This is a genomic window from Kribbella endophytica, assembly GCF_054781295.1.
Genome location: NZ_BAAGUR010000001.1, coordinates 3,759,694 through 3,782,136, shown reverse-complemented (window position 1 = coordinate 3,782,136; position 22,443 = coordinate 3,759,694). Strand labels below are relative to the sequence as shown.

The 22,443-nt window shown below is 69.6% G+C and carries 26 protein-coding genes; 8 read left to right on the top strand and 18 right to left on the bottom strand.

All coding sequences use genetic code 11. The annotated features are described in order from the left end of the window. Positions 1-67: 67 nt before the first annotated feature. Positions 68-508 carry a MarR family winged helix-turn-helix transcriptional regulator gene (locus tag ACYVIO_RS18105; protein ID WP_460651948.1) on the top strand — a complete coding sequence of 147 codons (441 nt, stop codon included), beginning with the start codon at positions 68-70 and terminating at the stop codon, positions 506-508. Here ACYVIO_RS18105 and ACYVIO_RS18100 read toward each other — a convergent pair. From ACYVIO_RS18100 to ACYVIO_RS18075, 6 genes are all read right to left on the bottom strand, one after another. Then, positions 505-951: a hypothetical protein gene (locus tag ACYVIO_RS18100; protein ID WP_460651947.1), complete on the bottom strand. Its 447-nt coding sequence runs from the start codon at positions 949-951 to the stop codon at positions 505-507. The two genes, ACYVIO_RS18105 and ACYVIO_RS18100, sit on opposite strands and share 4 nt — an antisense overlap. Before the next feature lie 27 nt (positions 952-978). Further along, positions 979-2,142, bottom strand: coding sequence for a PP2C family protein-serine/threonine phosphatase (locus ACYVIO_RS18095; protein WP_460651946.1), 1,164 nt, complete (start codon positions 2,140-2,142; stop codon positions 979-981). Positions 2,143-2,214: 72 nt separating this feature from the next. Then, on the bottom strand, positions 2,215-3,081 hold the full coding sequence (locus ACYVIO_RS18090; protein ID WP_460651945.1) for an Fpg/Nei family DNA glycosylase: 867 nt from the start codon (positions 3,079-3,081) through the stop codon (positions 2,215-2,217). Positions 3,082-3,234: 153 nt separating this feature from the next. Next, on the bottom strand, positions 3,235-3,711 hold the full coding sequence (locus tag ACYVIO_RS18085) for a ribose-5-phosphate isomerase (protein WP_460651944.1): 477 nt from the start codon (positions 3,709-3,711) through the stop codon (positions 3,235-3,237). A 19-nt stretch (positions 3,712-3,730) separates the two neighbouring features. Continuing rightward, positions 3,731-4,510, bottom strand: a complete 780-nt coding sequence (locus ACYVIO_RS18080; protein ID WP_460651943.1) for a serine hydrolase — start codon at positions 4,508-4,510, stop codon at positions 3,731-3,733. A 90-nt stretch (positions 4,511-4,600) separates the two neighbouring features. Next, the gene (locus ACYVIO_RS18075; RefSeq protein WP_460651942.1) at positions 4,601-5,203 is read right to left on the bottom strand and encodes a mycothiol-dependent nitroreductase Rv2466c family protein; all 603 of its coding nucleotides are present in this window, start codon (positions 5,201-5,203) and stop codon (positions 4,601-4,603) included. A gap of 110 nt (positions 5,204-5,313) precedes the next feature. On the opposite strand from ACYVIO_RS18075, the gene pepN reads away from it, so the two are divergent. The 3 genes from pepN (at position 5,314) to ACYVIO_RS18060 (ending at position 9,764) form a co-directional block, all read left to right on the top strand. Then, positions 5,314-7,887 carry an aminopeptidase N gene (gene pepN / locus ACYVIO_RS18070; RefSeq protein ID WP_460651941.1) on the top strand — a complete coding sequence of 858 codons (2,574 nt, stop codon included), beginning with the start codon at positions 5,314-5,316 and terminating at the stop codon, positions 7,885-7,887. A gap of 82 nt (positions 7,888-7,969) precedes the next feature. Continuing rightward, positions 7,970-8,500, top strand: coding sequence for a hypothetical protein (locus ACYVIO_RS18065; RefSeq protein WP_460651940.1), 531 nt, complete (start codon positions 7,970-7,972; stop codon positions 8,498-8,500). Between the two features lie 205 nt (positions 8,501-8,705). Further along, positions 8,706-9,764 carry a hypothetical protein gene (locus tag ACYVIO_RS18060; RefSeq protein ID WP_460651939.1) on the top strand — a complete coding sequence of 353 codons (1,059 nt, stop codon included), beginning with the start codon at positions 8,706-8,708 and terminating at the stop codon, positions 9,762-9,764. Here the strand turns inward: ACYVIO_RS18060 and ACYVIO_RS18055 are convergent. The 6 genes from ACYVIO_RS18055 to malQ all read right to left on the bottom strand — a co-directional run bounded on the left by ACYVIO_RS18055 (position 9,761) and on the right by malQ (position 14,549). Beyond that, entirely contained in the window at positions 9,761-10,336 is a 576-nt protein-coding gene (locus tag ACYVIO_RS18055; RefSeq protein WP_460651938.1) for a GNAT family N-acetyltransferase, read from the bottom strand. The two genes, ACYVIO_RS18060 and ACYVIO_RS18055, sit on opposite strands and share 4 nt — an antisense overlap. Positions 10,337-10,376: 40 nt before the next feature. After that, entirely contained in the window at positions 10,377-10,775 is a 399-nt protein-coding gene (locus ACYVIO_RS18050) for a DUF5130 family protein (protein WP_344167398.1), read from the bottom strand. Then, positions 10,762-11,043 (bottom strand): aa3-type cytochrome oxidase subunit CtaJ, encoded by a 282-nt coding sequence (ctaJ, locus tag ACYVIO_RS18045; RefSeq protein WP_460651937.1) that lies wholly within the window; start codon positions 11,041-11,043, stop codon positions 10,762-10,764. Before ctaJ ends, ACYVIO_RS18050 begins: the two co-directional genes overlap by 14 nt. Before the next feature lie 83 nt (positions 11,044-11,126). Beyond that, positions 11,127-11,630, bottom strand: coding sequence for a hypothetical protein (locus ACYVIO_RS18040; protein ID WP_460651936.1), 504 nt, complete (start codon positions 11,628-11,630; stop codon positions 11,127-11,129). A gap of 80 nt (positions 11,631-11,710) precedes the next feature. Next, positions 11,711-12,307: a lytic polysaccharide monooxygenase auxiliary activity family 9 protein gene (locus ACYVIO_RS18035; RefSeq protein ID WP_460651935.1), complete on the bottom strand. Its 597-nt coding sequence runs from the start codon at positions 12,305-12,307 to the stop codon at positions 11,711-11,713. A 127-nt stretch (positions 12,308-12,434) separates the two neighbouring features. Next, complete coding sequence (gene malQ / locus ACYVIO_RS18030) at positions 12,435-14,549, bottom strand: 4-alpha-glucanotransferase (protein WP_460651934.1); 2,115 nt, start codon at positions 14,547-14,549, stop codon at positions 12,435-12,437. Between the two features lie 148 nt (positions 14,550-14,697). Between malQ and ACYVIO_RS18025 the strand changes: the two genes are divergently transcribed. Beyond that, the gene (locus ACYVIO_RS18025; RefSeq protein WP_460651933.1) at positions 14,698-16,170 is read left to right on the top strand and encodes a glycerophosphodiester phosphodiesterase; all 1,473 of its coding nucleotides are present in this window, start codon (positions 14,698-14,700) and stop codon (positions 16,168-16,170) included. Here ACYVIO_RS18025 and ACYVIO_RS18020 read toward each other — a convergent pair. Both ACYVIO_RS18020 and ACYVIO_RS18015 read right to left on the bottom strand, forming a co-directional pair. Beyond that, a complete protein-coding gene (locus ACYVIO_RS18020) occupies positions 16,157-17,098 on the bottom strand; it encodes an FAD-dependent oxidoreductase (RefSeq protein WP_460651932.1) in 942 nt (313 codons plus the stop codon). The two genes, ACYVIO_RS18025 and ACYVIO_RS18020, sit on opposite strands and share 14 nt — an antisense overlap. Then, on the bottom strand, positions 17,095-18,093 hold the full coding sequence (locus tag ACYVIO_RS18015) for a hypothetical protein (RefSeq protein WP_460651931.1): 999 nt from the start codon (positions 18,091-18,093) through the stop codon (positions 17,095-17,097). Before ACYVIO_RS18015 ends, ACYVIO_RS18020 begins: the two co-directional genes overlap by 4 nt. A gap of 68 nt (positions 18,094-18,161) precedes the next feature. Between ACYVIO_RS18015 and ACYVIO_RS18010 the strand changes: the two genes are divergently transcribed. Then, on the top strand, positions 18,162-18,977 hold the full coding sequence (locus tag ACYVIO_RS18010; protein WP_460651930.1) for a mechanosensitive ion channel family protein: 816 nt from the start codon (positions 18,162-18,164) through the stop codon (positions 18,975-18,977). Between the two features lie 233 nt (positions 18,978-19,210). Next, on the top strand, positions 19,211-19,795 hold the full coding sequence (locus tag ACYVIO_RS18005) for a hypothetical protein (protein WP_460651929.1): 585 nt from the start codon (positions 19,211-19,213) through the stop codon (positions 19,793-19,795). Between the two features lie 72 nt (positions 19,796-19,867). Here ACYVIO_RS18005 and ACYVIO_RS18000 read toward each other — a convergent pair whose 3' ends face one another. Genes ACYVIO_RS18000 through ACYVIO_RS17985 form a run of 4 tightly spaced genes read right to left on the bottom strand, consistent with a single transcriptional unit; the run spans position 19,868 to position 21,589 of the window. Then, positions 19,868-20,296 carry an OsmC family protein gene (locus ACYVIO_RS18000; protein ID WP_460651928.1) on the bottom strand — a complete coding sequence of 143 codons (429 nt, stop codon included), beginning with the start codon at positions 20,294-20,296 and terminating at the stop codon, positions 19,868-19,870. A gap of 21 nt (positions 20,297-20,317) precedes the next feature. After that, positions 20,318-20,737 carry a globin gene (locus tag ACYVIO_RS17995; protein WP_184793380.1) on the bottom strand — a complete coding sequence of 140 codons (420 nt, stop codon included), beginning with the start codon at positions 20,735-20,737 and terminating at the stop codon, positions 20,318-20,320. Positions 20,738-20,750: 13 nt separating this feature from the next. Beyond that, positions 20,751-21,167 carry an acyl-CoA thioesterase gene (locus ACYVIO_RS17990; RefSeq protein WP_460651927.1) on the bottom strand — a complete coding sequence of 139 codons (417 nt, stop codon included), beginning with the start codon at positions 21,165-21,167 and terminating at the stop codon, positions 20,751-20,753. Further along, positions 21,164-21,589: an acyl-CoA thioesterase gene (locus tag ACYVIO_RS17985; RefSeq protein WP_460651926.1), complete on the bottom strand. Its 426-nt coding sequence runs from the start codon at positions 21,587-21,589 to the stop codon at positions 21,164-21,166. The genes ACYVIO_RS17990 and ACYVIO_RS17985 overlap by 4 nt, the downstream gene beginning before the upstream one ends. Positions 21,590-21,678: 89 nt before the next feature. On the opposite strand from ACYVIO_RS17985, the gene ACYVIO_RS17980 reads away from it, so the two are divergent. Next, a complete protein-coding gene (locus ACYVIO_RS17980; protein ID WP_460651925.1) occupies positions 21,679-22,437 on the top strand; it encodes an SDR family oxidoreductase in 759 nt (252 codons plus the stop codon). Positions 22,438-22,443 lie beyond the last annotated feature (6 nt).

The window sequence follows — 22,443 nt, the reverse complement described above, 5'->3', positions numbered from 1 at the left end:
GCTTGGTGTGGCAATAGTTTGTGTACCAAGTGTTAGTGTAGACCAGACCGCAAGAAGGAGAAAACCCGTGTCGCAGACCGAAGAGGCCGACCTGCTGCAGCTGGACCGTCAGGTCTGTTTCGCGCTCGCCGTGGCGTCCCGGAGCGTGATCGCCCTGTACCGCCCGCTGCTGGACCCGATGGGCCTCACCCACCCGCAGTACCTGGTGATGCTCGCGCTCTGGGAGGAGTCGCCGCTGTCGGTGAAGCAGCTCAGCAACCTGCTGCAGCTCGACCCCGGCACGCTGTCGCCGCTGCTCAAGCGGCTGGAGGCGGCGGGCTACCTGACCCGCGGCCGCGATCCGCGCGACGAGCGCTCACTCGCCGTCGAGCTGACCGCGACCGGTCGTGCGCTGCGCGAGGAGGCGCTCAAGATCCCGCCGGCGATCATCGACCGCCTCGGCATGACACTGAAAGAGCTCGAGTCGCTGCACAGCAATCTGACCCGAGTGATCAAGGCCGCGAACTAAGGACCGACGCACTCCTGCAGCTGCGCGGCGGTCAGGATCTTGCCCTCGATCCAGCGGCGGCGCAGGAAGTGGGCTTTCAGCAACCGGTGCATCCCGTCCAGTACGACGAGCCGCCCGCGGTACGCGACCAGGTGGATCGGGAAGTCCAGGTCGGCGTCCATCACCCGCTGGTAGTGGTCGCGGTAGTTCATCGGTGTCTCGGCGACCTGGTGCGGGGTGACCTTGAAGCGTTCGCCGTTCAGCTGCCACAGCGGCAGGTCGAAGATCCAGACCAGGTCCGCGACCTCGACCGGCTCGGTCCGCAGCTCCAGCGCCCACAGCTTGCCGAGCTTCCAGCGCGCCGGCGGGAAGACCTCCCGCACGGAGTCCGGCATCGTCGCGACCAGTTCCTCGAACGTCACGTCCGACGCGCTCATGCCGTCCAAGGTCGGTTCAATCGTCACGCTGGAGCACGCTACACGGCGAAGGACTCAGATCGCCCGGGTGCGGAGCATCGCCGTACGACGACGTGTCGTGGACTGGTTGCGCCCGGCCCCCGGGCAGCTCTCGGCGACGGCCTCGGAGGGGTGGGTCTGCCGGTGGATCACGACGATCGCGGAGTCGTCACCCGGTCCGCCGATCTCGACGACCAGCTCCTCGGCGGCACCCTCGAAGCCCTTCGCGACCAGGCGTTCGGCGTGGCCGGCGAGGCGATCCGTCCCGAGGCCGATGTCGCGGCGCGGGGTCTCGACCATGCCGTCGCTGTAGAGGAAGAGCGCGTCGCCGAGCTTCAGCTGGCCCTTGTTCACCACGAACTCCGGCGTCTCGACCAGGCCGAGCAACGGCCCGTCGGCATCCCTCGTCGTCCAGCGGCCGGACCACGCGTCGAACTGGATGGCCGGAGGATGCCCCGCCGTACGGACCTCGAACTCGCCGGTGCCCAGGTTGATCGCCACGTGCACGACGGTCGCGAAGTCGTCGTCCCAGTTCTGCCGGCGCGCGTAGTGGTTCGCGGCCGGAAGGAACTCCTCGACCGGTACGACGCCGAGCAGGCCACCGAAGGCACCGGACAGCAGCAGCGCCCGCGTCCCGGCGTCGATCCCCTTGCCGGAGACATCGACCAGCGCGACCTCGAGGTGATCGTCGCCGCGCATCGCCGCGACGACGAAGTCGCCCGAGAACGACTGCCCGCCGGCCGACCGGATCGCCGCGTCGGCCAGCCACCCGGACGGCAGTCGCGGCAGCACGCCCTGGGCGGTCAGGATGTCGCGCAGCTCGATCAGCATCGACTCGCCCCGGCTGCCCTGGACACCGAGCCGGCTGCGCACCTTCGCGCCGGTCAGCACGATCCAGCCGACCACGCCGAGCGTCACCACGAACCCGATCTTCGGCAGCCCGGCCGCGCGCTCGGACATCACGTACGAGCCGAGCACCAACGCGATGAAGGTCAGCACGACCAGGGGTTTGAAACGCAGCAGCAACCCGCCGAGCAGCAGAGGAATAGTCAGCGCCGCGGTGGGTATCAATGACGGCAGGAACAGCGACAGCGCGCTGACCGCGACCGTGACGCCGAGCAGCAGGATCAGGGTCAGCGGATGGGACTTCCGGGCGCGCCGGACCAGCGTCCGGGCAGCCCTCAGGCCGGCCCGACGCAAGCCAGCGAAACCACCGCCACCGCTCATGGTGAAACGAAGATAACGGCACCGACCGGTCCGCGCATCAGATCGTCACCGCTTCTTGACCTTGGGCTTCTTCGGCGCCTGCACGGGTGGCTTCCGGGTCAGTCCCGTGCGCTGACACTTGGGGCACCAGAAGAGGTTGCGTCCGGCCAGGAGTTCGGTCCGGATCACCGAGTCGCACACGTGGCAGTGCTGCCCCTGACGCCGGTACACGTAGACCTCGCCGCCGTGGTCGTCCTGGCGCGGGTCACGGCCCATCGCCTCCGGGGTGTGGTCCTCGGCGACGGTGTCGATGCGGCCCGTCTCCACGCCGTACTTCATCAGCTCGAGCAGGTCGGACCACATGCCCTGCCACTCGCGCTTCTTCACCAGGTGGCCCGGCGTCATCGGGTGCAGCTTGGCGCGGAACAGCACCTCGGCGCGGTAGACGTTGCCGACCCCGCTCAGCACTTCCTGGTCCATCAGCAGCTGGCCGATCGGCAGCTTGCTGCGCTGGATCCGCTTCCAGGCCAGGTCGGGGTCCGCGTCGTCGCGCAGCGGATCGGGGCCGAGTCGCCCGATCAGCGCCTCGCGTTCGCCGTCCGTCATCACCTCGCAGACCGTCGCGCCGCGCAGGTCGGCGTACGCCGCGTCGTTCTGCAGCCGCAGCCGGACCTGACCGACCGGCTCTGGGATCGGCGCCGTCCCGAAGTCGACCTTGCCGATCAGCCCGAGGTGGATGTGCAGCCAGCCGCCGCCGTCGAACTCGGCGAGGAAGTGCTTGCCGTGGGCTTCGGTGTGCCGCAGCACCCGTCCGTCGAGCAGCGCGGCTCCGTCGACGAACCGGCCCTGCGGGCTGGACGCACGGACGACCCGGCCGCCGAACGCGTCCCAGACGTCGTTCGCCAGCCGGTGCAGGGTGTGACCTTCGGGCATGATTCCTCGTATGGGGACGACGTCAGCAGGTGGTTCGGGCAAGGGCCGGAGTGCTCCGACTCCTACCGTGATCGGGATCGGCCGGTCGATGCGCGCCCGGGACGTGTCCCGGCCGCGCGAGGACCGGCCGCATCAGGAACAACGGACCGAGGGTCAGGAGGATTCCGGCAGCGGCGGCAGCTCGCCGGTCTCCTCGTAGCCGGCCAGCATCTCGATCCGGCGGGTGTGCCGCTGCTCGCCGGAGTAGTCGGTGGCCAGGAACGTGTCGACGAACCCGGTCGACTCCTCGGTGCTGTGCATCCGGGCGCCGACGCTGATCACGTTCGCGTTGTTGTGCTCGCGGCCGAGCTTGGCGGTCTCGGTGCTCCAGGCCAGCGCGGCCCGGACCCCCTTCACCTTGTTCGCGGCGATCTGCTCGCCGTTGCCGGAGCCACCGATCACGATGCCCAGGCTGCCGTCGTCCTGGACCACCGCCTCAGCCGTCCGCAGACAGTACGGCGGGTAGTCGTCGACCGCGTCGTACACGGCAGGGCCGTGGTCGACGACGTCGTGCCCAGCAGCCGTCAGGTGCTGCACCAGGTGGTTCTTCAGTTCGAAGCCGGCGTGGTCAGAGCCGATGTGCACTCGCATGGCCATGAGTCTCGCAGCTCTACTCGTCGCCCGGGACGCCGGGGATGTCCAGCGCCCGGACCAGCTCGGTCACGGTCGTGTAGGCCTGCTCGTACGGCGTACCGACCGGGTGCAGCGTGTAGACGGCAACGATCACCCGGTCCCCCGGTCCGACCGTGCCGGTGGTGTGCAGCGCTTCGCTGGTCAGGTCGAGGTCGGCCTTGGTCTCACGCGAACGGCCCGAGCCCTGGAAGCCGGACCAGCCCTGCTTGATGCTGAAGTCGCCGGTGAAGGCCGACGCGATCCCGAAGTACTGGTCGAACCCGTCGGTCCCGTACCGGGTCGGCTGGTGCAGGTGGCCCATCACGAGCTCGCGGACCGGCGCCGGGGCCTGGTCCAGCAGGTACTGGTAGACCCGGACGGTGTCGGCCGCCGTGATCGCGACGTACCCCCAGAAGCCCGGGTGCGTGGCCGGCGGCCGAGTCGTGTGAGTCAGACCGAGCCGCTCGGCCATCCGGTCGACGATGGCGCCGCCGCCGAGCTCGTCCCAGTAGTAGCTGGCCGCGTCGTCGTCGCTGCTGCGCAGCATGACCTCCAGCCGAGCGCTGTCCTCGGCAGGGATCTCGTACGCCGGGCCGCGGTCCCACAGGAGGTCGAGCACGATCAGCAGCTTCACCACCGAGGCGGACCGGAACCGCGCGTCCGGATTCAGCTGCTCGGTGACCTGCCCGGTGTCACGGTCGAGCACGGTGACACCAACGGTCGGCACCACCGAGCTCGTCGTCAGGACCGCGGACAGCTCACCACGCAGAGGAGGCACAGGGAACCCACTAACCATCGACAACAGATGCTTGGTGGGTAACCTTCGCGCGCAGAAGTCGAACGTTCAACCCTTGTACGAGAAACCGAATTACTCGAAGGACGGGTTGCGGTCGCGGGTGCGCTTCAGCTCGAAGAAGCCGTCGGTGCCGGCGACCAGGCGGACGCCGTCCCAGAGCTTGCCGGCCGCCTCGCCCTTCGGGGCGGGGGTGACGACCGGGCCGAAGAAGGCGACGCCCTCGACGGCGATGACCGGCGTACCGACCTCCATGCCGACCAGTTCCATGCCGGCGTTGTGGGACTTGCGCAGCGCGTCGTCGTACTTGTCGCTGTCGGCGGCCTCCAGCAGCGTGGCCGGCAGTCCGACCTCGGCCAGCGCCTCGGCGAGGATGTCGCCGTCGGAGCCGGTGGTGCCGCGCCCCTGGACGTGGATCCGCTCACCGAGCGCGGTGTACAGCGGCAGGAGGACCTCGTTGCCGTGGGCCTGCTCGGCGGCGATCAGGACGCGGACGATGCCGAGCCGGCGGTGCCAGCCGGCGTCGTGCTCCTGGCGATCTTCGTTCAGGACGGACAGGCTCATCACGTGCCAGGTCGTCTTCACGTCGCGGGCCTGCTCGACCTCGAGCATCCAGCGAGACGTCATCCAGGCCCACGGGCAGGCCGGGTCGAACCAGAATTCAGCGGGGGCAGTCATGCCTCAATAATACAAAATTGAACGAAATTGCATACCGCTGTGGTTTCAACCTACCCAGATCGCGGGGAAACCCGCACCGCCGCACGCAGTCAGGTGCATAGGATGCCGATATGCCTGGAACCAACCTGACGCGCGACGAAGCGCGCACCCGCGCCGGCCTGGTCCGTGACGTGAGCTACGCGATCGAGCTCGACCTGAGCACGGCCGCGCACGGCGCACCGACCTTCGAGTCGATCACGACGCTCACCTTCGGCGCCGAGGACGGCGCCAGCACGTTCGCCGACCTGATCGCGGCGGCCGTGCACGAGGTCACCCTGAACGGCCGGTCGCTCGACCCGGGCAGCGTGTACGACGGTGCCCGGCTCCAGCTGGACGGGCTGCAGGAACGCAACGAGCTGCGCGTGGTCGCCGACTGCATCTACTCGCGCACCGGTGAAGGGCTGCACCGCTCGGTCGACCCGGCCGACAAGGAGACCTACCTCTACACCCAGTTCGAGGTCCCGGACGCGCGCCGGGTCTTCACCACGTTCGAGCAGCCCGACCTCAAGGCCCCGTTCACCTTCACCGTCTCCGCGCCGGCCCGCTGGGTCGTCATCTCCAACGCGGCCACCCCCGAGCCCACGCCGTACACGGGTGAGAACGGCGAGGAGCTGGCCCGCTGGGAGTTCGCCCCGACCGTTCCGATGTCGACGTACATCACGGCGGTCGTCGCCGGTCCGTACCACGTCGTCACCGACGCCTACGAGGGCCCGAACGGGACGTACCCGCTGTCGCTGCTGTGCCGGCCGTCGCTGGCCGACCACCTGGACACCGAGGACCTGTTCGAGGTGACCAAGCAGGGCTTCGAGCTGTTCGAGCGCGCGTTCGGTACGCCGTACCCGTTCGGCAAGTACGACCAGGCGTTCGTGCCGGAGTACAACATGGGCGCGATGGAGAACGCGGGCTGCGTGACCATCCGCGACGAGTACATCTACCGCAGCCGGACCACCCACGCCGAGCTGGAGAGCCGCGCGAACACCGTGCTGCACGAGCTCGCGCACATGTGGTTCGGCGACCTGGTCACGATGACCTGGTGGGACGACCTGTGGCTGAACGAGTCGTTCGCCGAGTGGGCCAGCCACTGGGCGCAGGCGACCGCGACCACCAAGTACGCCGACGCGTGGACGACGTTCTGCAACGCCCGCAAGACCTGGGCGTACCGGCAGGACCAGCTGCCCTCGACGCACCCGATCGCCGCCGACATGGTCGACTTCCACGCGGTCGAGGTGAACTTCGACGGCATCACCTACGCCAAGGGCGCCTCGACGCTGCGGCAGCTGGTCGCGTTCGTCGGTGAGGACACCTTCATCGCGGCGCTCAAGGAGTACTTCGCCGACCACGCCTTCGGCAACACCGAGCTGGCCGACCTGCTGAAGCCGCTGGAGAAGGCGTCCGGGCGCGACCTGGACGACTGGACCGAGCGCTGGCTGCGGACCGCCGGGGTGAACACGCTGCGCGCGGACTTCACCGTCGACGGCAACGGCGCGTTCACGTCGTTCGCGATCGAGCAGACCGCCGCCGCGGACTTCCCGGTCCTTCGGCCGCACCGGCTCGCGGTCGGGCTCTACCGCCGTACGGACGCCGGGCTGGTCCGCACCGAGCGGTTCGAGGTCGACATCGACGGCGCGCGCACCGAGCTGGCCGAGCTGGTCGGCGCGACGCAGCCGGACCTCGTGCTGCTGAACGACGACGACCTGACCTACGCCAAGATCCGGCTCGACGAGCGCTCCCGGGCAACCCTGGTCGAGTCGATCGACCAGCTGTCCGAGTCGCTGCCGCGGGCGCTGGCCTGGGGTGCCACCTGGGACATGACGCGGGACGCCGAGATGCCGGCCTCGCAGTACGTCGGGATCGTGCTCAAGGGGATCCGCGCCGAGACGGACCTGACCGGCGTACGGTCTCTGCTCGGGCAGGCGACCACGGCGATCAACAACTACGCCGTACCGGAGAACCGGGCTGCCCTGCGGGCGCAGTACGAGGAGGCGCTGGCCGAGCTGCTGGCCGACGCTGGTGCCGGTAGCGACCACCAGCTGGCGTTTGCCCGGGCCTACATCGGCGGAGTCTTCTCCGGCGAAGGCGCGGACCGGCTGGCCGGCTGGCTCGACGGCAACGACCTGCCGGACGGACTGGTCGTCGACACCGACCTGCGGTGGACGCTGATCATCGCGCTGGCCCGGCTGGGCCGGCTCGACGGCGACGCGATCGACGACGAGCTGACCCGCGACAGCACCATCACCGGGCAGGAGCGGGCCGCGCAGGCCCGGGCCGCCCGGCCGACCGCCGAGGCCAAGGAAGCGGCCTGGCAGATCGCTGTGGAGTCCGAGGACACCCCGAACGAGACGCAGTTCCGGACCATCCTCGGCTTCCAGCAGCCGGGGCAGGAGGACCTGCTGCGGCCGTACGTCGGCAAGTACCTGTCTGCGGCCAAGGACGTCTACACGCGCCTCGGCTCCTCGATGGGTGAGAACGTCCTGGTCTACCTGTCGCCGCGCCACCTGGCGGAGTCGTCGACGCTGGACGCGCTGACGGGCTGGCTGGACAGCGAGGCGGAGGCGATCGACGCGCCGACCCTGCGCTACGTCGGCGAGGCCCGGGCGGACCTGGTCCGCGCGCTGGCGGCCCAGCGCCGCGACGCCGAGGGCTGAGTCCTCAGTTATCACGACGACCCCGCCGGCCTGTTTGGTCGGCGGGGTCGATCGTTTCTGCCGGATGCAGGAGACTGTCTCGGTGGCTTCCCCTGATCCCGCCCTTGCTGGTGCAGCTGCAGTTGCTCTGACCGGACTGGCCGAGGCGTACCGCCCGCGACCGGTCACCCCGCTGATGCCCTGGCGCTACCCGCACCGTCTGGTCAAGCCGTACGTCGTGACGTCCCGCGGCCGTTCCTGGGACGACGAGATGGTCGCCGCCGCCCGCTCCACCGCGACCCGGCAGCTCGAGTTCGACGACGCGATGGGTGGCCTGGGCCTCGGCGTCGCCGTCCTGCACCTGTTCGACGAAGGCATCTCGCTGGTCGTGCAGACCTGGGCGAAGGACTTCCGCTCCCGCCTCAGCCTCTTCAGCGGCCTCGCCGTCGACGACCTCCGCCCGGCCCCGACCGGCGTCGCGCCGACGGTCTGGGAGCTCGAGGTCCTCACCCACGAGCGCTCGTCGTACGTCCACCACATCCTCAACGCCGAGGTCGACATCGAAGCCTGGCTCGACGACGCCCTCGACACCCGCCCGGCCCCGAAGCTCGACGGCATTCCTTCCGGCACCTGAGAGAAATCCGGAAAGTAGCACCCCAACCACTCAAACGATTTTCAAACGGTTGATTCTCGGCGGACCGTAGTGATGTGCTTCCGGACTGCGATCGCCTTGCAGGAAAGGAGATTTCTGGCACCTGAGGAGTACTCACTTACCGGTGGGTTCAGGCTTAAGCTGAACCGGAAAATCCGACGGAAAGGACTTGGGGAGGACCTTTGCCGTGACATCACTGGACCACCGGAATCCGCCCACCGACCTCTGGTCGGGTCCGGCTGCCGATCTGGCCGCTGCCGCGGGTGCGTCGTTCACGCCCGCAGAAGCTGTCGAACCCGCCCACTCCGAAGCACCGCACCGACCCCAGCCGCCGACGGACCGGATCGCTCCGGCGCCGTTCGACGAGCTGATCGACACCGAGCCGTCGCGGCACGTCGCCGCGGCGCACGCGACGTCGTACGGGGTTGAGCACCTTCCCGACGACTACGCGTACTACCCGCCGACCGACGGCGCCCACAGCGCCCACGGCCGGGCGAACCGGGACACCCGGGTCGGCCCCGCCGCCGACCGCCGTACGGCGGCTGCCGCGCGGGACCACACGCCCGCCACCGCGACCGGCTCGTCCGGGGACCGCGGCAACAACGGCAAGGGCCGTCGGCCCACCGGCGGCAAGGGCGGTCGCCCGAAGCGCTCGCACGCTGCCATCGGCGCGGCCGTCGTCGCCGGTGCTGCGATGGTCGGCGCGTTCGCGTTCATCCTCAGCAACGGCGGCTCGCCGGACCCCCAGGCCGGCGGCAGCACCGACACCGGACGGGACACCACCACCGTCGCGTCCGCCAAGCCGTCGAACCCGCCGGCCCCAGCCGCACCCGGTACGGCGAAGGCGGACCGCAAACCGGCCGCTCCCAAGCCGGCGACAGTGAAGACGACGGCCGCCAGCAAGACCCCGAACACCGGTTCGGAGTCACCGAAGTTCCACAAGGGCCAGTGGATCGCCGTGCTCGACACCTACCCGACCGACGCGGGCATGGCCGCCGACCAGGCTGCCAAGACCATGGCGGGCCGGCTGATCGCCGGCGGCGTACCGGCACGGGCCATGCTGGCCGACGGGCAGTACCCGGGCATCGTGGACGGCGGCCAGCCGACCACGGCCACCTGGATCGTGTACGTGGGCCCGGCGACCTCGTCGGTCAACGCGATGAACGCGTGCATCTCCCCGAAGGTCCAGAAGATCTACCCGAACAACGCCTGCCCGACGTACGAGCCGGCGGCAGCACTGGACTAAGCCTGCAGGCCCGGGTCGGTCGCGAGCCGGGCGTGCAGGTGTGAGTCGTGGCGTCGCCCGGACGGCTCGACGTAGTAGTCCCGCATCACGCCTTCCAGCTGGAACCCGGCAGCCGTGGCAACGCGGCATGAGCCTTCGTTGACCAGAGCGTGGTCCAGCGAGATCCGGTGCAGTCCAAGGCCGCCCGCGAACCCCCACCGGCTCGCCGCGTCCAGCGCCCGCGCGCCCACCCGGCGCCCACGAGCCGCCGGTGTCACCCAGTACGCCGCCAGCGCCTGGTCGGGGATCCGGTGCACGTCCCGCAGCGTCACCGAGCCCACCAGCTCGCCGCTCGCGAGGTCGGCGACGGCGAAGACCGCGTTGCCGAGCGTCCACGCCCGCACCCGCGGCTCCAGCCACGCCTTGGCGCGCTGGGCCGCCGGGAGTGCGATGACGGCGTTGCCGGCCGTCCACCGCAGGATGCCCGGGTCGGCCAGCGCGACAGCGACCCCCGGCTCGTCGGACAGCCTGAACGGTCGCAGCAGGAGGTCGCCGGCCTGGATCTCGGTCGGCTCGAGACGCGTAGAACTCACCACATCTTTCTACCGGAGCATGACCCCGGCAGCAGCCGAATTACTGCTGGTGCGGCTCGTTGGCGTGCAGCAGCGGCGCCTGGTGCGCGTGGTCACCGAGCTGCTGTACGCCGGTGACCAGGCCGCCGGTCAGGTCGCCGGTGGCGAACGACGTCTGCATGGTCAGCGCGGCCAGTCCGGCCGAGTGGTCCGACAGCTGCCGCTTCGCGGTCGCGCCGGTGACGATCTCCAGCCGGCGACCGGCCGGGTCGACGTACACCAGCACGGTGCGGTCCGGGTCGGGCAGCTCGTTCAGCAGCTCGAGGGCGAACGGCCGGGTCTCGGAGTCGGCGCCGCCGACGTACACCGAGAAATGCAGGCCGGACGCCGCCTCGGCGTGCCGGACGGCGCGCTCGAGGTCGAGCAGCTGGTCGTGGGTGAAAGCGTCACCAGCTGGCACTTGCGCCTCCGGTCGAACGGGCGACGCCGGTCGGGGCGGTCGCGGTCGGGGTGCTGCCGACGGGGAGCTCGGGCAGGTTGGCCGGGTCCGGCTTGGTCGTCACCGGGCCGTTGATCCACACCGGCGGAGCCCACCAGGACAGGCCCGGGCGGTACCGCGGGCCCTGCGCGATCGAGGACGCGAAGACCAGCAGCGCGATCACCGCGATCACCAGCGCCGGGATGCCGACGAACACCAGCAGGGTGTGGCCGGAGAGCAAAGGAGTCACGGTTCGAAGCCTAGGCCATCACCCTCGTCAGGCGGTGACCGGCTCCGGCTGCACGCAATACAGCCGGAGCCGGGTTCAGGGGGTCAGCAGCCGCCGCAGTTGTGGTAGGTGATGTCCCAGTGGTTGCCCTCGTTGGCGTAGACGTTGCCGGCGCCGGACTGCCACTGCGGAGCACCGTCGCCGCGGTTGGCGATCCGGGTGAAGGTGCCCTTGACGTAGCCGTCGACGCAGCCGCTGACCGCCACGTCGACCTTGTAGCCGTTCCAGTGGCTGTAGGTCCCGCTGGCGTGGCCGGTCTCGGTGCCACCGGTGACGCGGACCGCGCAGCCGCTGGCCTGCTTGAGGGTGATCGTGCCCTGGACGGTCGCCAGGTTGATCTGGTCGAACGACGTACAGGTCGGGTTGGTACGGCTGGAGCAGCCGCCGCTGGACGACCAGGTGACACCGGCCGCGCTGAACCGGCTGGTGGCCTGGCTGTGGGTGAGCTTGGTGACCGCGGCGGCCTGCTGGACGGCGACGACACCGGGCGTGAGCCCGGCGACGAGGGCGACCGCGGTCACCAGCGCACGGCGTACGGACGTTTTCATGGGGACACTCCTTGAAACAGTGGGGCGGTCAGTTTCAAGGAGTGCCTTGCCCAGGAAAGTTAGTTACCAAACGCCGTGCGTCAGAAGCGGACGTCGGAGCACTGGTAGAACGCGTTGGCCGTGTCGGCGATGGTCCAGACGGCGAGGATCATGTGCCGTCCGGTCCGGTTCGGCAGCTGGCCGGAGTGCGAGACCTGGAAGCCCGGCCGGGCGCCGTTGAACGGGACGGTCAGGAACGGCGCCAGCTCCAGCGCCGACCGGGTCAGCGGAGCGTTCTGGTTCCAGCCCTGCTTGGTGATGTAGTACTTGAAGTCCGTCGTCGCGTGGGCCGCGGTCAGCGTCCAGTTGAAGGTGTAGAACGAACCGGAGTTGAGCTGGGTGGTCGGCCACGCCCCGCCCCGCTGGTCGTTCAGCTGGTCGAACGCGCCGATCCCGGCCGAGCAGAGCTTGCCGTCGGCGGGCCCGCCGTTCGGGAAGCCCTTGGGGCCTTCGGTGCTCTGCGGCTCCCACTGGATGTTGCCGCAGTTCTGGACCGTGCCGGCCGCGCAGTGCTTGGCCCGGCTGGTCGGGGACGTGGTGTAGCCGTGGCCGTACGCCGTGGGGATCGCGGTCAGGCCGGTCATCGCCAGCGCACCGATGGCGATCCCGGCCAGGGTCTTCTTGCGTGCTCGCATCATGCGGACACTCCTTCGGGTTTCCGTTCAGAGGGGGGCGGTACGGAAAAAGGAAGGCGCCTTTGTGGGCAATAGATAACAACCGTTCAAATCTATTGTCAACAGCTCGTGAGCGTCAGCTGACAGATAGTTATCGCAGTACGCCGACCAAGCGGCGCAGCCGGGTGTTGTTGGGCAGGTCCTCGATCAGCACCGGCAACCCGTCCGGCCCACCCAGCGGGACCCGCCAGTTCGGGTACTCGTCGGTGGTGCCCGGCTGGTTCTGGGTCCTGCGCTCTCCGACCGCGTCGGCCAGGGCGACCCCGATCAGCTTGGCCGGGGTGTGTGCGACGTACCGGTGCAGCGCCTCGACGATCCGCTCCACCTCGCCCTCGTGGCCGGACAGCAGGTGCCGGTCGCGGAGTGCTGCGAGCCAGGCGTCGCGGTCCGCCTCGTCGACAGCGAGCTCCTCGGCCACCGGCCGCGTCAGCAGGCCCAGCCGGTCCCGCAGCTCGACGTGGTCACCAGCGAGGTAGCCGGCCGTGGGCGGGAGGTCGTGCGTCGTCACCGTGGCCAGGCACAGCTCCCGCCACCGCTCCGGGGCCAGCGGCTTGCCGTCGGCGTCCCGCTCGAACCAGAGCACCGACGTACCGAGTACGCCGCGCTCGGTGAGGTAGTCGCGGACCCACGGCTCGACCGTGCCGAGGTCCTCCCCCACGACGATCACACCGGCCCGTGCGGCCTCCAGGACCAGGATGCCGATCAGTGCCTCGTGGTCGTAGCGCACGTACGTGCCCTGCGTCGGGCTCTCCTCCGAGGTCACCCACCAGAGCCGGAACATGCCGAGGATGTGGTCGATCCGCAGCCCACCGGCGTGCCGCAACTGGGCCCGGACGAGCTCACGCCACGCGGCGTACCCGGTCTCGGCCAGTGCATCGGGCCGCCACGGCGGCTGCGACCAGTCCTGCCCCTGCTGGTTGAACGCGTCCGGTGGTGCACCGACGTGGATGCCGGCCGCCAGCACCTTCTGCAGCGCCCAGGCGTCGGCACCGTCCGGGTGCACGCCAACAGCAAGGTCGTGTACGACGCCCAGCTGCATCCCCGCGTTCTCGGCCCGGGCCTGCGTCCGCGCCAGCTGCTCGTCGAGCTGCCACTGCAACCAGCAGTGGAACTCCACGGCGTCGGGATTGTCGTTGCGGAAGGCAACAACCTCCGGAGCGGCCGGGTCGCGCAGCTCCTCGGGCCACTTGCTCCACTCCGGCCCGTGCACGTCCGCGATCGCGGCCCACGTGGCGAAGTCGATCAGGCCGTGGCCCTCACGGTCGCAGTACGCGCCGTACTCGGCGATCCGGCCGATCGACGGGCGGACGCCGAACAGCATCTGCAGCGCTTCCCGCTTGGCGGCCCAGACGGTGTCCCGGTCGATCCAGTCGGCGTCCTCGTTCAGTGCGCGCGACTGCAGCCCGAGCGCGCGGACCCGGTCGCGCTCGGCCGGCGCGAGGTCGCCGTACTCGTCGATGTCCTCGATCCGCAGGTAGATCGGGTTCGCGAACCTGCGCGAGGCCGGCAGGTACGGCGAAGGCTCCATCCGGCCGGCGGTCTCGGCGGCGTGCAGCGGGTTGATCAGGACGAACCCGGCACCCAGGTCACCGGCCGACCAGGCGGCGAGGTCGGCCAGGTCGTGCAGGTCACCGATCCCCCACGACCGGCGCGAGCGGACCGAGTACAGCTGCAGCACCCAGCCCCACGTGCGGTCCAGCTGCTGCGGCTCGAGTCGCTGGGGCGTGACGATCACCGTGCCGGTGAAGACTTCCGGGCTGCTGCCGATGCGCGCGCAGAGCCGGTGGTAGCCGATCGGCAGGTCGCCCGGCAGCTGGAACGTCGCCTCACCGATCTGTACGCCGTCCACCCACTCCGGCTCGACCCACTTCTCCTGCTGCGGGATGTCGCGCCGCTGGCCGCCGTCCTCCAGGTCGACCCACACCTCGACGGTCAAGCCGTGCGGCACGTGCAGCGGGAACCAGGGGGTCCAGCCCTCGCGCATCACCAGCGTCGCGGGCAGCACTCGGCGCCAGCGGGTCACCTGGTACTCGTCGAGGGCCTCGGCAGCCTTGACCGGCGTCGACGCGTCCACACCGAGTGCGGCGAGCACAGCCGACACCACCTCGGTAGAGACCTGCACATGTCTGCCCTGCCAGTCCCAGTACTCCGTCGCAACGCCGTGGGCTACCGCTAGCTCGACAAGGGCTGGGGTGGGAGCAGTCACGCGTGCGAGTCTGCCGTATGACCGGGCCCTGAGCAGAACGCAGCGCGCCGCAGAAGTTGGTCAAGCTCGTGGATCGCCTGTGCCACCAGGCGCCGGATGCCTTTACTCTGCGGGTGGGAGAGCGACAGGCGGGGGCCGAGGGACAACTATGGAGATCACACGTCGTACGGCGATGAGCTGGCTCGGCGCACTGACAGTAGGTGCCGTGGCTACCGGCTGTCGCGGAGCCGACGCGGCCGACGGGTCGTCGAAGCCGCCGGGCACCGTCAACCTGAACGACTGGGTAGCCGACCGCGGCGACAAGTACCTGATCGCCCACCGCGGGATCGGCGACCTGTTCCCCGAGCACAGCATGGAGTCGTACCAGGCGGCCTTCGAGGCCGGCGCCCAGGCGCTGGAGATCAGCGTCGGCATGACGTCCGACAACGTGCTGGTCTGCCTGCACGACCAGAGCCTCGAGCGGACCACCAACCTGGCCGGCCTGCTCAGCCGCATCAGCTACGCCGACCTGCAGAAGGGCTGGATCGACGTGGCCAGGCTGGGCCCGTACTGGCAGACCACGAAGGCTCGGGTGCCGCTGTTCGAGGAGGTGCTCAAGCGGTTCGGTGGCCGGGTGATCCTCTGCGTGGAGGCCAAGGACGACCGGGCGCACGCGCCGATGATGTCGATGGTCGCCAAGCACCGGCTGGAGACGTCGGTGATGCTGAAGACGTACTTCAAGAGCAAGCGGATCACCGAGGCGAAGAGCCAGGGGCTCGGGGTGTTCGCCTACTACACGACCCCCGCCGAGCTGACCCTCGAGTCGGTGCAGACCGTGGCCAGCCTGCTGTCTCCGCGCAGCGACGCGATCGTCGTACCGAACTCCGGGCCGGGTGGCTACCTGGCCGCTGAACTGGTGGACAACGCCGTGGCGACCGGCATGCCGATCTGGCCCTACCCGCTGCACCGGCGGTCCGACCTGACCCACTACGCCGCGCTGGGCATGGCCGGAGCGGTCACGTCCAACATCAGCTACCTGCAGGGCAAGACCGAGGTCGGTGTGGCCGACCAGTGGGCGCACGGCATCGCCGTCGCGGGCGAACTGACCAGAGACCCGTACGACGACCGCTTCGCGCTGCAGTGGGGACCGAGCGGCTCGATCCGGCTGGCCGCGAGCAAGGCGCAGCACTTCCTCACGCTGGGCAACCTCGGGCCGATCACCGCAACGACGTACTCGATCGAGTTCGAGGCGTCGTACGACGTACTGCCGAAGGACCCGACGGCCAACCTGACGCTGGCGTTCGGGCACACCGACGACCGCTACTACGAGCACCGGCAGGGGCTGTCCAACGGCTACCACGCGATCATGCAGCGCGACGGCGAAGTCGGTCTCTACCAGCACCAGGTGGGCAAGACGACCGGGACGCTGCTCGGCTCGGAGGTGACGGCGGAGCCGGTCCCCGGGCGGTGGATGAAGTTCCGGCTGGAGGTGACGCCGACCCGACTGACCTGGAGCCGGCTGGACCGGCCGGCGCGCGTCACAGTGGAGGACAACACGTTCCGCGGCGGCTACCTGCACCTGGGCCGCGGCTCGGTCGACGGGACGCTGTCGCTGCGCGGCCTGAAGGTCACACGAGCGTGACCGCGTCCTGAGCGCATCCCCAGCCCAGCGTGATGCCGCTGCCGCCGTGGCCGTAGTTGTGCACGACCGGCACGCCTTCGACGAGCTGCTCGTCCCGCTCCAGCCGTATTTCGGGCCGGCCGGGGCGTAGGCCGACCAGGGCCTCGATGACCTCGGCGTCAGCCAGTGCGGGGACCAGGTCGGTGCAGCGCGCGACGATCGAGGCGGTGGTCGCGTCGTCGACGGCGGTGTCCCAACTGCCCTGGTCCAGCGTGCCGCCGAGGATGCAGTCGTCCGTGCGCGGGTGGATGTAGGCCCGGCCGGCAGGGTGGTGCTCGTCGCGGACGGACAGGCTGAGGCCGGGGTTGCGGACCCGGACGATCTGGCCGCGGATCGGGTACGTCGTACTGTCGCCGACCAGCTGTCCGGCGGCCAGGCCGGCGCAGTTGACGATGACGTCCGGGGACAGGTCGAGCAGGTCGGTGAGAGCGGCTACTCGTCGTACGAGGTGCTGGCCGCCGGTGTCGAGGTAGCGCTGGTGGAGGCGTGGCAGGTACGTCGGCATCTCGACCAGGGGTACGGCGAAGCGCAGGCCGTGGGAGTAGCCGGCCGGGAGCTCGTCCGGCCTTGCTGGTCGGACGTCGCCGACGGCGTCGGCCCAGGGCTGTGGGCCGGGCTCTTCGCGGTAGACCACGAGGGACTCACGCATCACCACACCGGGCACGCCACGCTCTGCCTCACCAGCGAGCACGTCGTACGTCGTACTGCCCCAGGCTGCGACCTTGTCGGCCGGTCCGGCCGAGGTGGGGAACCAGACTGCTGCCGCCAGGTGGGAGGTGGTCGCTTCGGTGGCGTCAGCGCTCACCACGACGACGTCGTCGCCACGCTCACGCAGCAGGAGCGCAGTGGACAGGCCGCTGACGCCCGCACCCAGTACGACGACTCTCACGTCGTCCTCCGCTGACGACGAGACAGCACGAGTACGGCGACCAGCAGGCCTGCACTGGCGACCACCAGACCGATGGCCACGCCGGCCACGTTGTCCGTCAGCTGGTAGAGCGCGGTCGGCCAGATCACCAGCAGGATCGAGCAGCCGACCACCGCGTACGCCGACGCGTGCACCCGGCCGTACGCGACCAGCAGCGCGGCCGGACCCGCCGTACCGACGGCCAGCGCCATCACCTCGCCGCGGTCCTGGATCAGCCAGCAGATGGACGAGCTGAACATCGCCGCACCGGCCAGCGACCACGACGTCACCTGGTCGCGGACCAGACCGACCATGGCCAGCACGAAGGCGACCAGGATGAACCCGGTGCCGGCGATGCCCGCGCTGTTGGTGTGCACGCTGTCCGCGGGCGTCAGCACGTCGGAGGTGATCACCAGCACCCCGACGGCGAGGATGGCGAACGTCGCCACCAGCAGGGACGACCCCTGCAGCCACCAGACACCTATCGCGGCCAGGGCAAGGGCGACAGCGACACCGGCGATCCGGCCGGTCGCGCCCTCGATCGCGACGTACGTGGCGAAGCCCGCGACGCAGCAACCGAGTGAGGCCAGTGCGGAGCTCAGCTGCTCGCGGCGGCGGAACAGGGCCAGTACGACGGCTGCGGCGAGGAGGAGCACGGCTGCACTCGTACCGGTGGTGATGCGGGCCGCTCGGCCCATCTCACCCCAGTTGGCCACCGTGAGAAGGGCCACTGCGCCCAGGAGCAGGGCGCCGCCGATGTAGCCGAGGACTTCCATCAGTGCCGAGCTGTGGGGTGGAGCCGGGCGGGGCTGCTTGGGCGCGGGCGCCTCGGCCTGCTTGACCGCCGTACCAGGCGTACTGGGCGCCGGGGCCGCACTGTCCGCATCGGCCGCGTCACGAAGGGCATCCGCCTGGTACTGACGCAGCACTCCGGCACTCACCAGGCGCTTGAGCTCGTCATCCAGCCTGCTCGGCATAGACCGTCTTTCCTCCTCAGCGTTGGTTCGTGAGTTCAGGCGGTGGGTCACTACAGTAGGGCGGCGAGATGCCTATTCTGCTCAGCTACCCCGTGTCCCTGCTCAGTCACCCCCTGCTTTCACTGCCTGAACAGTTCCCGACCTTCTTCCGCCGCGGCAACGACGGCAAGCTCGAGGTGACGGATCAGATCGTCATGGTCCCGGCCCGGATCGTCGGGCTGGTCCTGGCGTTCTTCGTGCTGCGCTGGCTGCTGCACAAGGCGATCCGGCGGTTCGCCCGGCGGACCGGCACCGGCGCCGTGGCCGGCGTCCTGGCCAAGTCCAAGCGTGGTCAGGAGTTCGTCGAGAACACCCTGTCCAACGACCGCCGTGCCCAGCGTGCCGAGACGATCGCGTCGCTGCTGTGCAGCGCGGTGACGATCGTGCTGACCGCCGTCACCGTGGTGATGGTGCTCGCGGAGCTCGGCTTCAACATCCTGCCGGTGGTCGCGTCGGCGTCCATCATCGGTGTCGCGCTCGGCTTCGGCGCGCAGACGCTCGTCAAGGACTTCCTGGCCGGCATCTTCATGATCTTCGAGGACCAGTACGGCGTCGGCGACCTGATCGACATGGAGAAGGCCACCGGCGTGGTCGAGGCGGTCGGCCTGCGGGTCACCCGCCTGCGCGGCGAGGACGGCACGATCTGGTACGTCCGCAACGGCGAGGTGCTGCGGATCGGCAACCTGACCAACCGCGACCCGAACGCCGGCCCGTCAGGCGTGGGATCCGCCGCCGAGAAGGAAGAAGAGCAGCACGTGGTCGACGCCCCAGCCGAACAACCCGCCACCGCCACAACCTCCGAGTCCACGTCCCGCCCGTACGGCGGCCACACCCCACCCGACTGAACACGACGGCCAAGAACAGGTCCATCGCTGGCCTTCGGATCACCGATAATGACTCAATGCTTCTTCGCGACTCCGGGCAGCGACGGCACCGACGGTGGACTTGTGGAATCGCCGCGGTCGTCCTGCTCACGGCTTCCTCTTGCTCGGACTCTCCCCCAACCGCCGAGGACCTACCCGGACCTTTCGAGACTGCCTCGGCGTCGAGCGGCCCGTTCGACCGCACGACGCGGCCGTTGGAGCCGAAAGCCAGCGTCTCCTCCGGAGCGCCGTGCAAGTCGTCGGCGGTAGAAGACGACATCCCGACCACGCCGATCCCGAACACGGAGTGGAGCGAGGTCTACGGCGTCGCGGTGCCGTCGACTACGCAGTTCGGTCCTTGGACCAAGGACTCCGATGGGCTCCGGCGCTGCTTTGCACACTCGCCTGCCGGAGCAGTCACAGCGGCCTACAACTACCTGGTGGCGATGTCGCCGCCCGACGAGGTCGGCGACGAGCAGGAGTTCTCGGTCCTGCGAAGAGTCATCGCAGCAGGGCCCGACCGTGAGCACTACTTCGACTATCTACGCTCGGCAGAGGACCAACCAGATACTGGCCTCCGCATGCAACTGATCGGTTTCTACTTCGTGACGGCCACTGCCAATCGTGCGATCGTCGTGCTCGCCGCTCACGTCGGAGACGCGTACGTGTCGTCGCGCTGGACGCTTGAATGGGTCGGCGACGACTGGTTGGTCGCCGCTCCGAAGCGCGGTGAGGTGGTCGGCCAGCCGTACACCCGGATCAGTGACACCACCGGGTTCATCCCCTGGAGCGCTGCCTGAGGTTCGGAGACAACGCCCCGGACAGCAAACGGCGCCGGTCCCCCACAGGGGAACCGGCGCCGTTCGTCGTACTCAGGCCGTGAAGGTGACGTCCAGGGTGATGTTCACCGCGGCGAGGGCCTGGGAGACCGGGCAGTTCTTCTTGGCCTCTTCGGCGAACTCGGCGAACTGCTCGGCGGTCAGGCCGGGGACCTTGCCGTTGACCGAGAGCTTGATGCCGGTGATGCCCTCACCCGGCTGGAAGGTGACGTCGGCGGTGGTGTCGATCGACTCCGGCGCGTTGCCGGCGCCGGCGAGCGCGTGCGACAGCGCCATCGAGAAGCAGGTCGAGTGCGCCGCCGCGATCAGCTCCTCCGGGCTGGTCTTGCCGTTCGCGTCGTTGGCGCGCGACGCCCAGGACACGTCGTACGTGCCGATCCCGGACGACTCGAGGGCGACCTGACCGGCGCCCTCCATCAGCGAGCCTTCCCAGTGGGCCTTGGCAGTGCGAACTGTTGCCATGCTGTGGTGTCTCCTAGGTGCTCAGTGCCCGGACACGTCGATCGCGCCGGGGTAGGTCGGTTCGTCGGTGTTCACCATGCTGTGCGCGGCCATCACCATGTACTTCCAGATCTCCTCGTCCCGTTCCGGGGACAGGGCGATCTCGTCCAGGGCGGCCCGCATGTGGCCCAGCCACCGGTCCCGCGCGCTCGGGGTGACGGCGAACGGGTGGTGCCGCATCCGCAGCCGGGGGTGCCCGCGCTGCTCGGAGTAGGTCCGCGGTCCGCCCCAGTACTGCTCCAGGAACATCCGGAACCGCACCTCGGCCGGGCCGAGGTCCTCCTCCGGGTACATCGGGCGCAGCTCCGGGTCGGCCGCGACGCCACGGTAGAAGGCGGCGATCAGCCGGTGGAACGTCTCGGCCCCGCCGACGGCGTCGTAGAAGCTCTGTGGCTCACTCATCGGTTTCAGTGTCTCAAGCCGCCGAAACGTGCCGGCCGAGGGCTGCCCGCTCGGCCTCGTCGAGCGGCCGCTTGGCGTGCGTGTCCGCGGTCACCGTGACCAGCACCGAGGTCGCCTTGCAGTAGACGAGCCCTTCGGCGTGGTCCACGATCCGCGACTGCAGCGTGTACGACGACGTACCGACCGCCGAGACCCACACGTCCACGTCGTACGGCGGGTGCCGCAGCAGGATCGGCCGCAGGTAGTCGACGGTCTGGCTGACCAGCACCACCGGCGACCGCCCGAAGAACTCGTCCGCGCCGACCCCGAACACGTCCGCCAGGAACGCGACCCGCGCCTCCTGCAGGTAGTCGAAGTAGCGCACGTTGTTCACGTGGTCGTACGAGTCGATGTCGGACCAACGGACCAGCACAGGATGGCTGAAGGTCATGCGCCCACCAACTTCGACAGCGCCTCGCGCTCGACCGGCGTGATCCGCCGCAGCCGGTTCGCGGTGAAGTCGAACGGGACCAGCCGGGTCTTCGCCTCGAGGTACGTCGTGCGCTCCGGCGCGACGTCCAGGATCTCGTAGTCGACGGTGAACGACGCCGCCTTGATCTCGGAGATCCACAGCTCGATCCGGACCGGCTCGGGCCGGAAGCGCAGCGGCGCCCGGTACTGCACCTCGTGCCGGGCGACCAGCAGGCCGGTCTCCAGGTCGTCGGCGCCGAGCTCTTTGGCGGTCCGGAACAGGAAGTCGACGCGCGCGTCCTGCAGGTAGTCGACGTACCGGCCGTTGTTCACGTGGCCGAGCGCGTCCATGTCCCCCCAGCGCAGCGGGCAGTGGTAGACGTGCCGGTTGTGATGATCCACACCAGGATCATCCCATCCGGACCACGCGCGAGCGGGCGCAACGTGGGTAATGTCATCCCGGATATCAACCGAACTCAGGAGTAGGTGCGATGAGCGAGCAGCAGCGGGTGGCGATCGTGACCGGGGCGGCCCGGGGAATCGGCGCCGCCGTGGCGCAGCGGCTCGCCGCCGACGGCAACGCCGTCGCCGTACTGGACCTGGACGAGGCGGCCTGCGCCGGCACCGTCGAGGCGATCACCGCCGCGGGCGGCAAGGCCGTCGCGATCGGTTGCGACGTCAGCAAGTCCGACCAGGTGACCGCCGCGGTCGAGCGGGTGGTGGCCGAGCTCGGCGCCCCGACGATCCTGGTCAACAACGCCGGCGTACTGCGCGACAACCTGCTGTTCAAGATGTCCGAGGACGACTGGGACACCGTGATGTCGGTGCACCTCAAGGGCAGCTTCCTGATGTCGAAGGCCTGCCAGGCGCACATGGTCGAGGCGGGCTACGGCCGGATGGTCTTCCTGTCGTCGACCTCCGCGCTGGGCAACCGCGGCCAGGCCAACTACGCTTCCGCGAAGGCCGGCCTGCAGGGCCTGGCCAAGACGCTGGCCTTCGAGCTGGGCAAGTTCGGCGTCACCGCGAACGCGATCGCGCCGGGCTTCATCGAGACCGACATGACGGCGGCCACCGCGGCCCGGGTCGGGATCGACTTCGAGGAGTTCAAGAAGGCGACCGCCGCGGCCATCCCGGTCCAGCGCACCGGTACGCCGCAGGACATCGCCGCCGCCGCGTCGTTCTTCTGCTCGGAGGAGTCGGGCTTCGTCTCCGGTCAGGTCCTGTACGTCGCCGGCGGACCCCGCAACTGAGGCTGG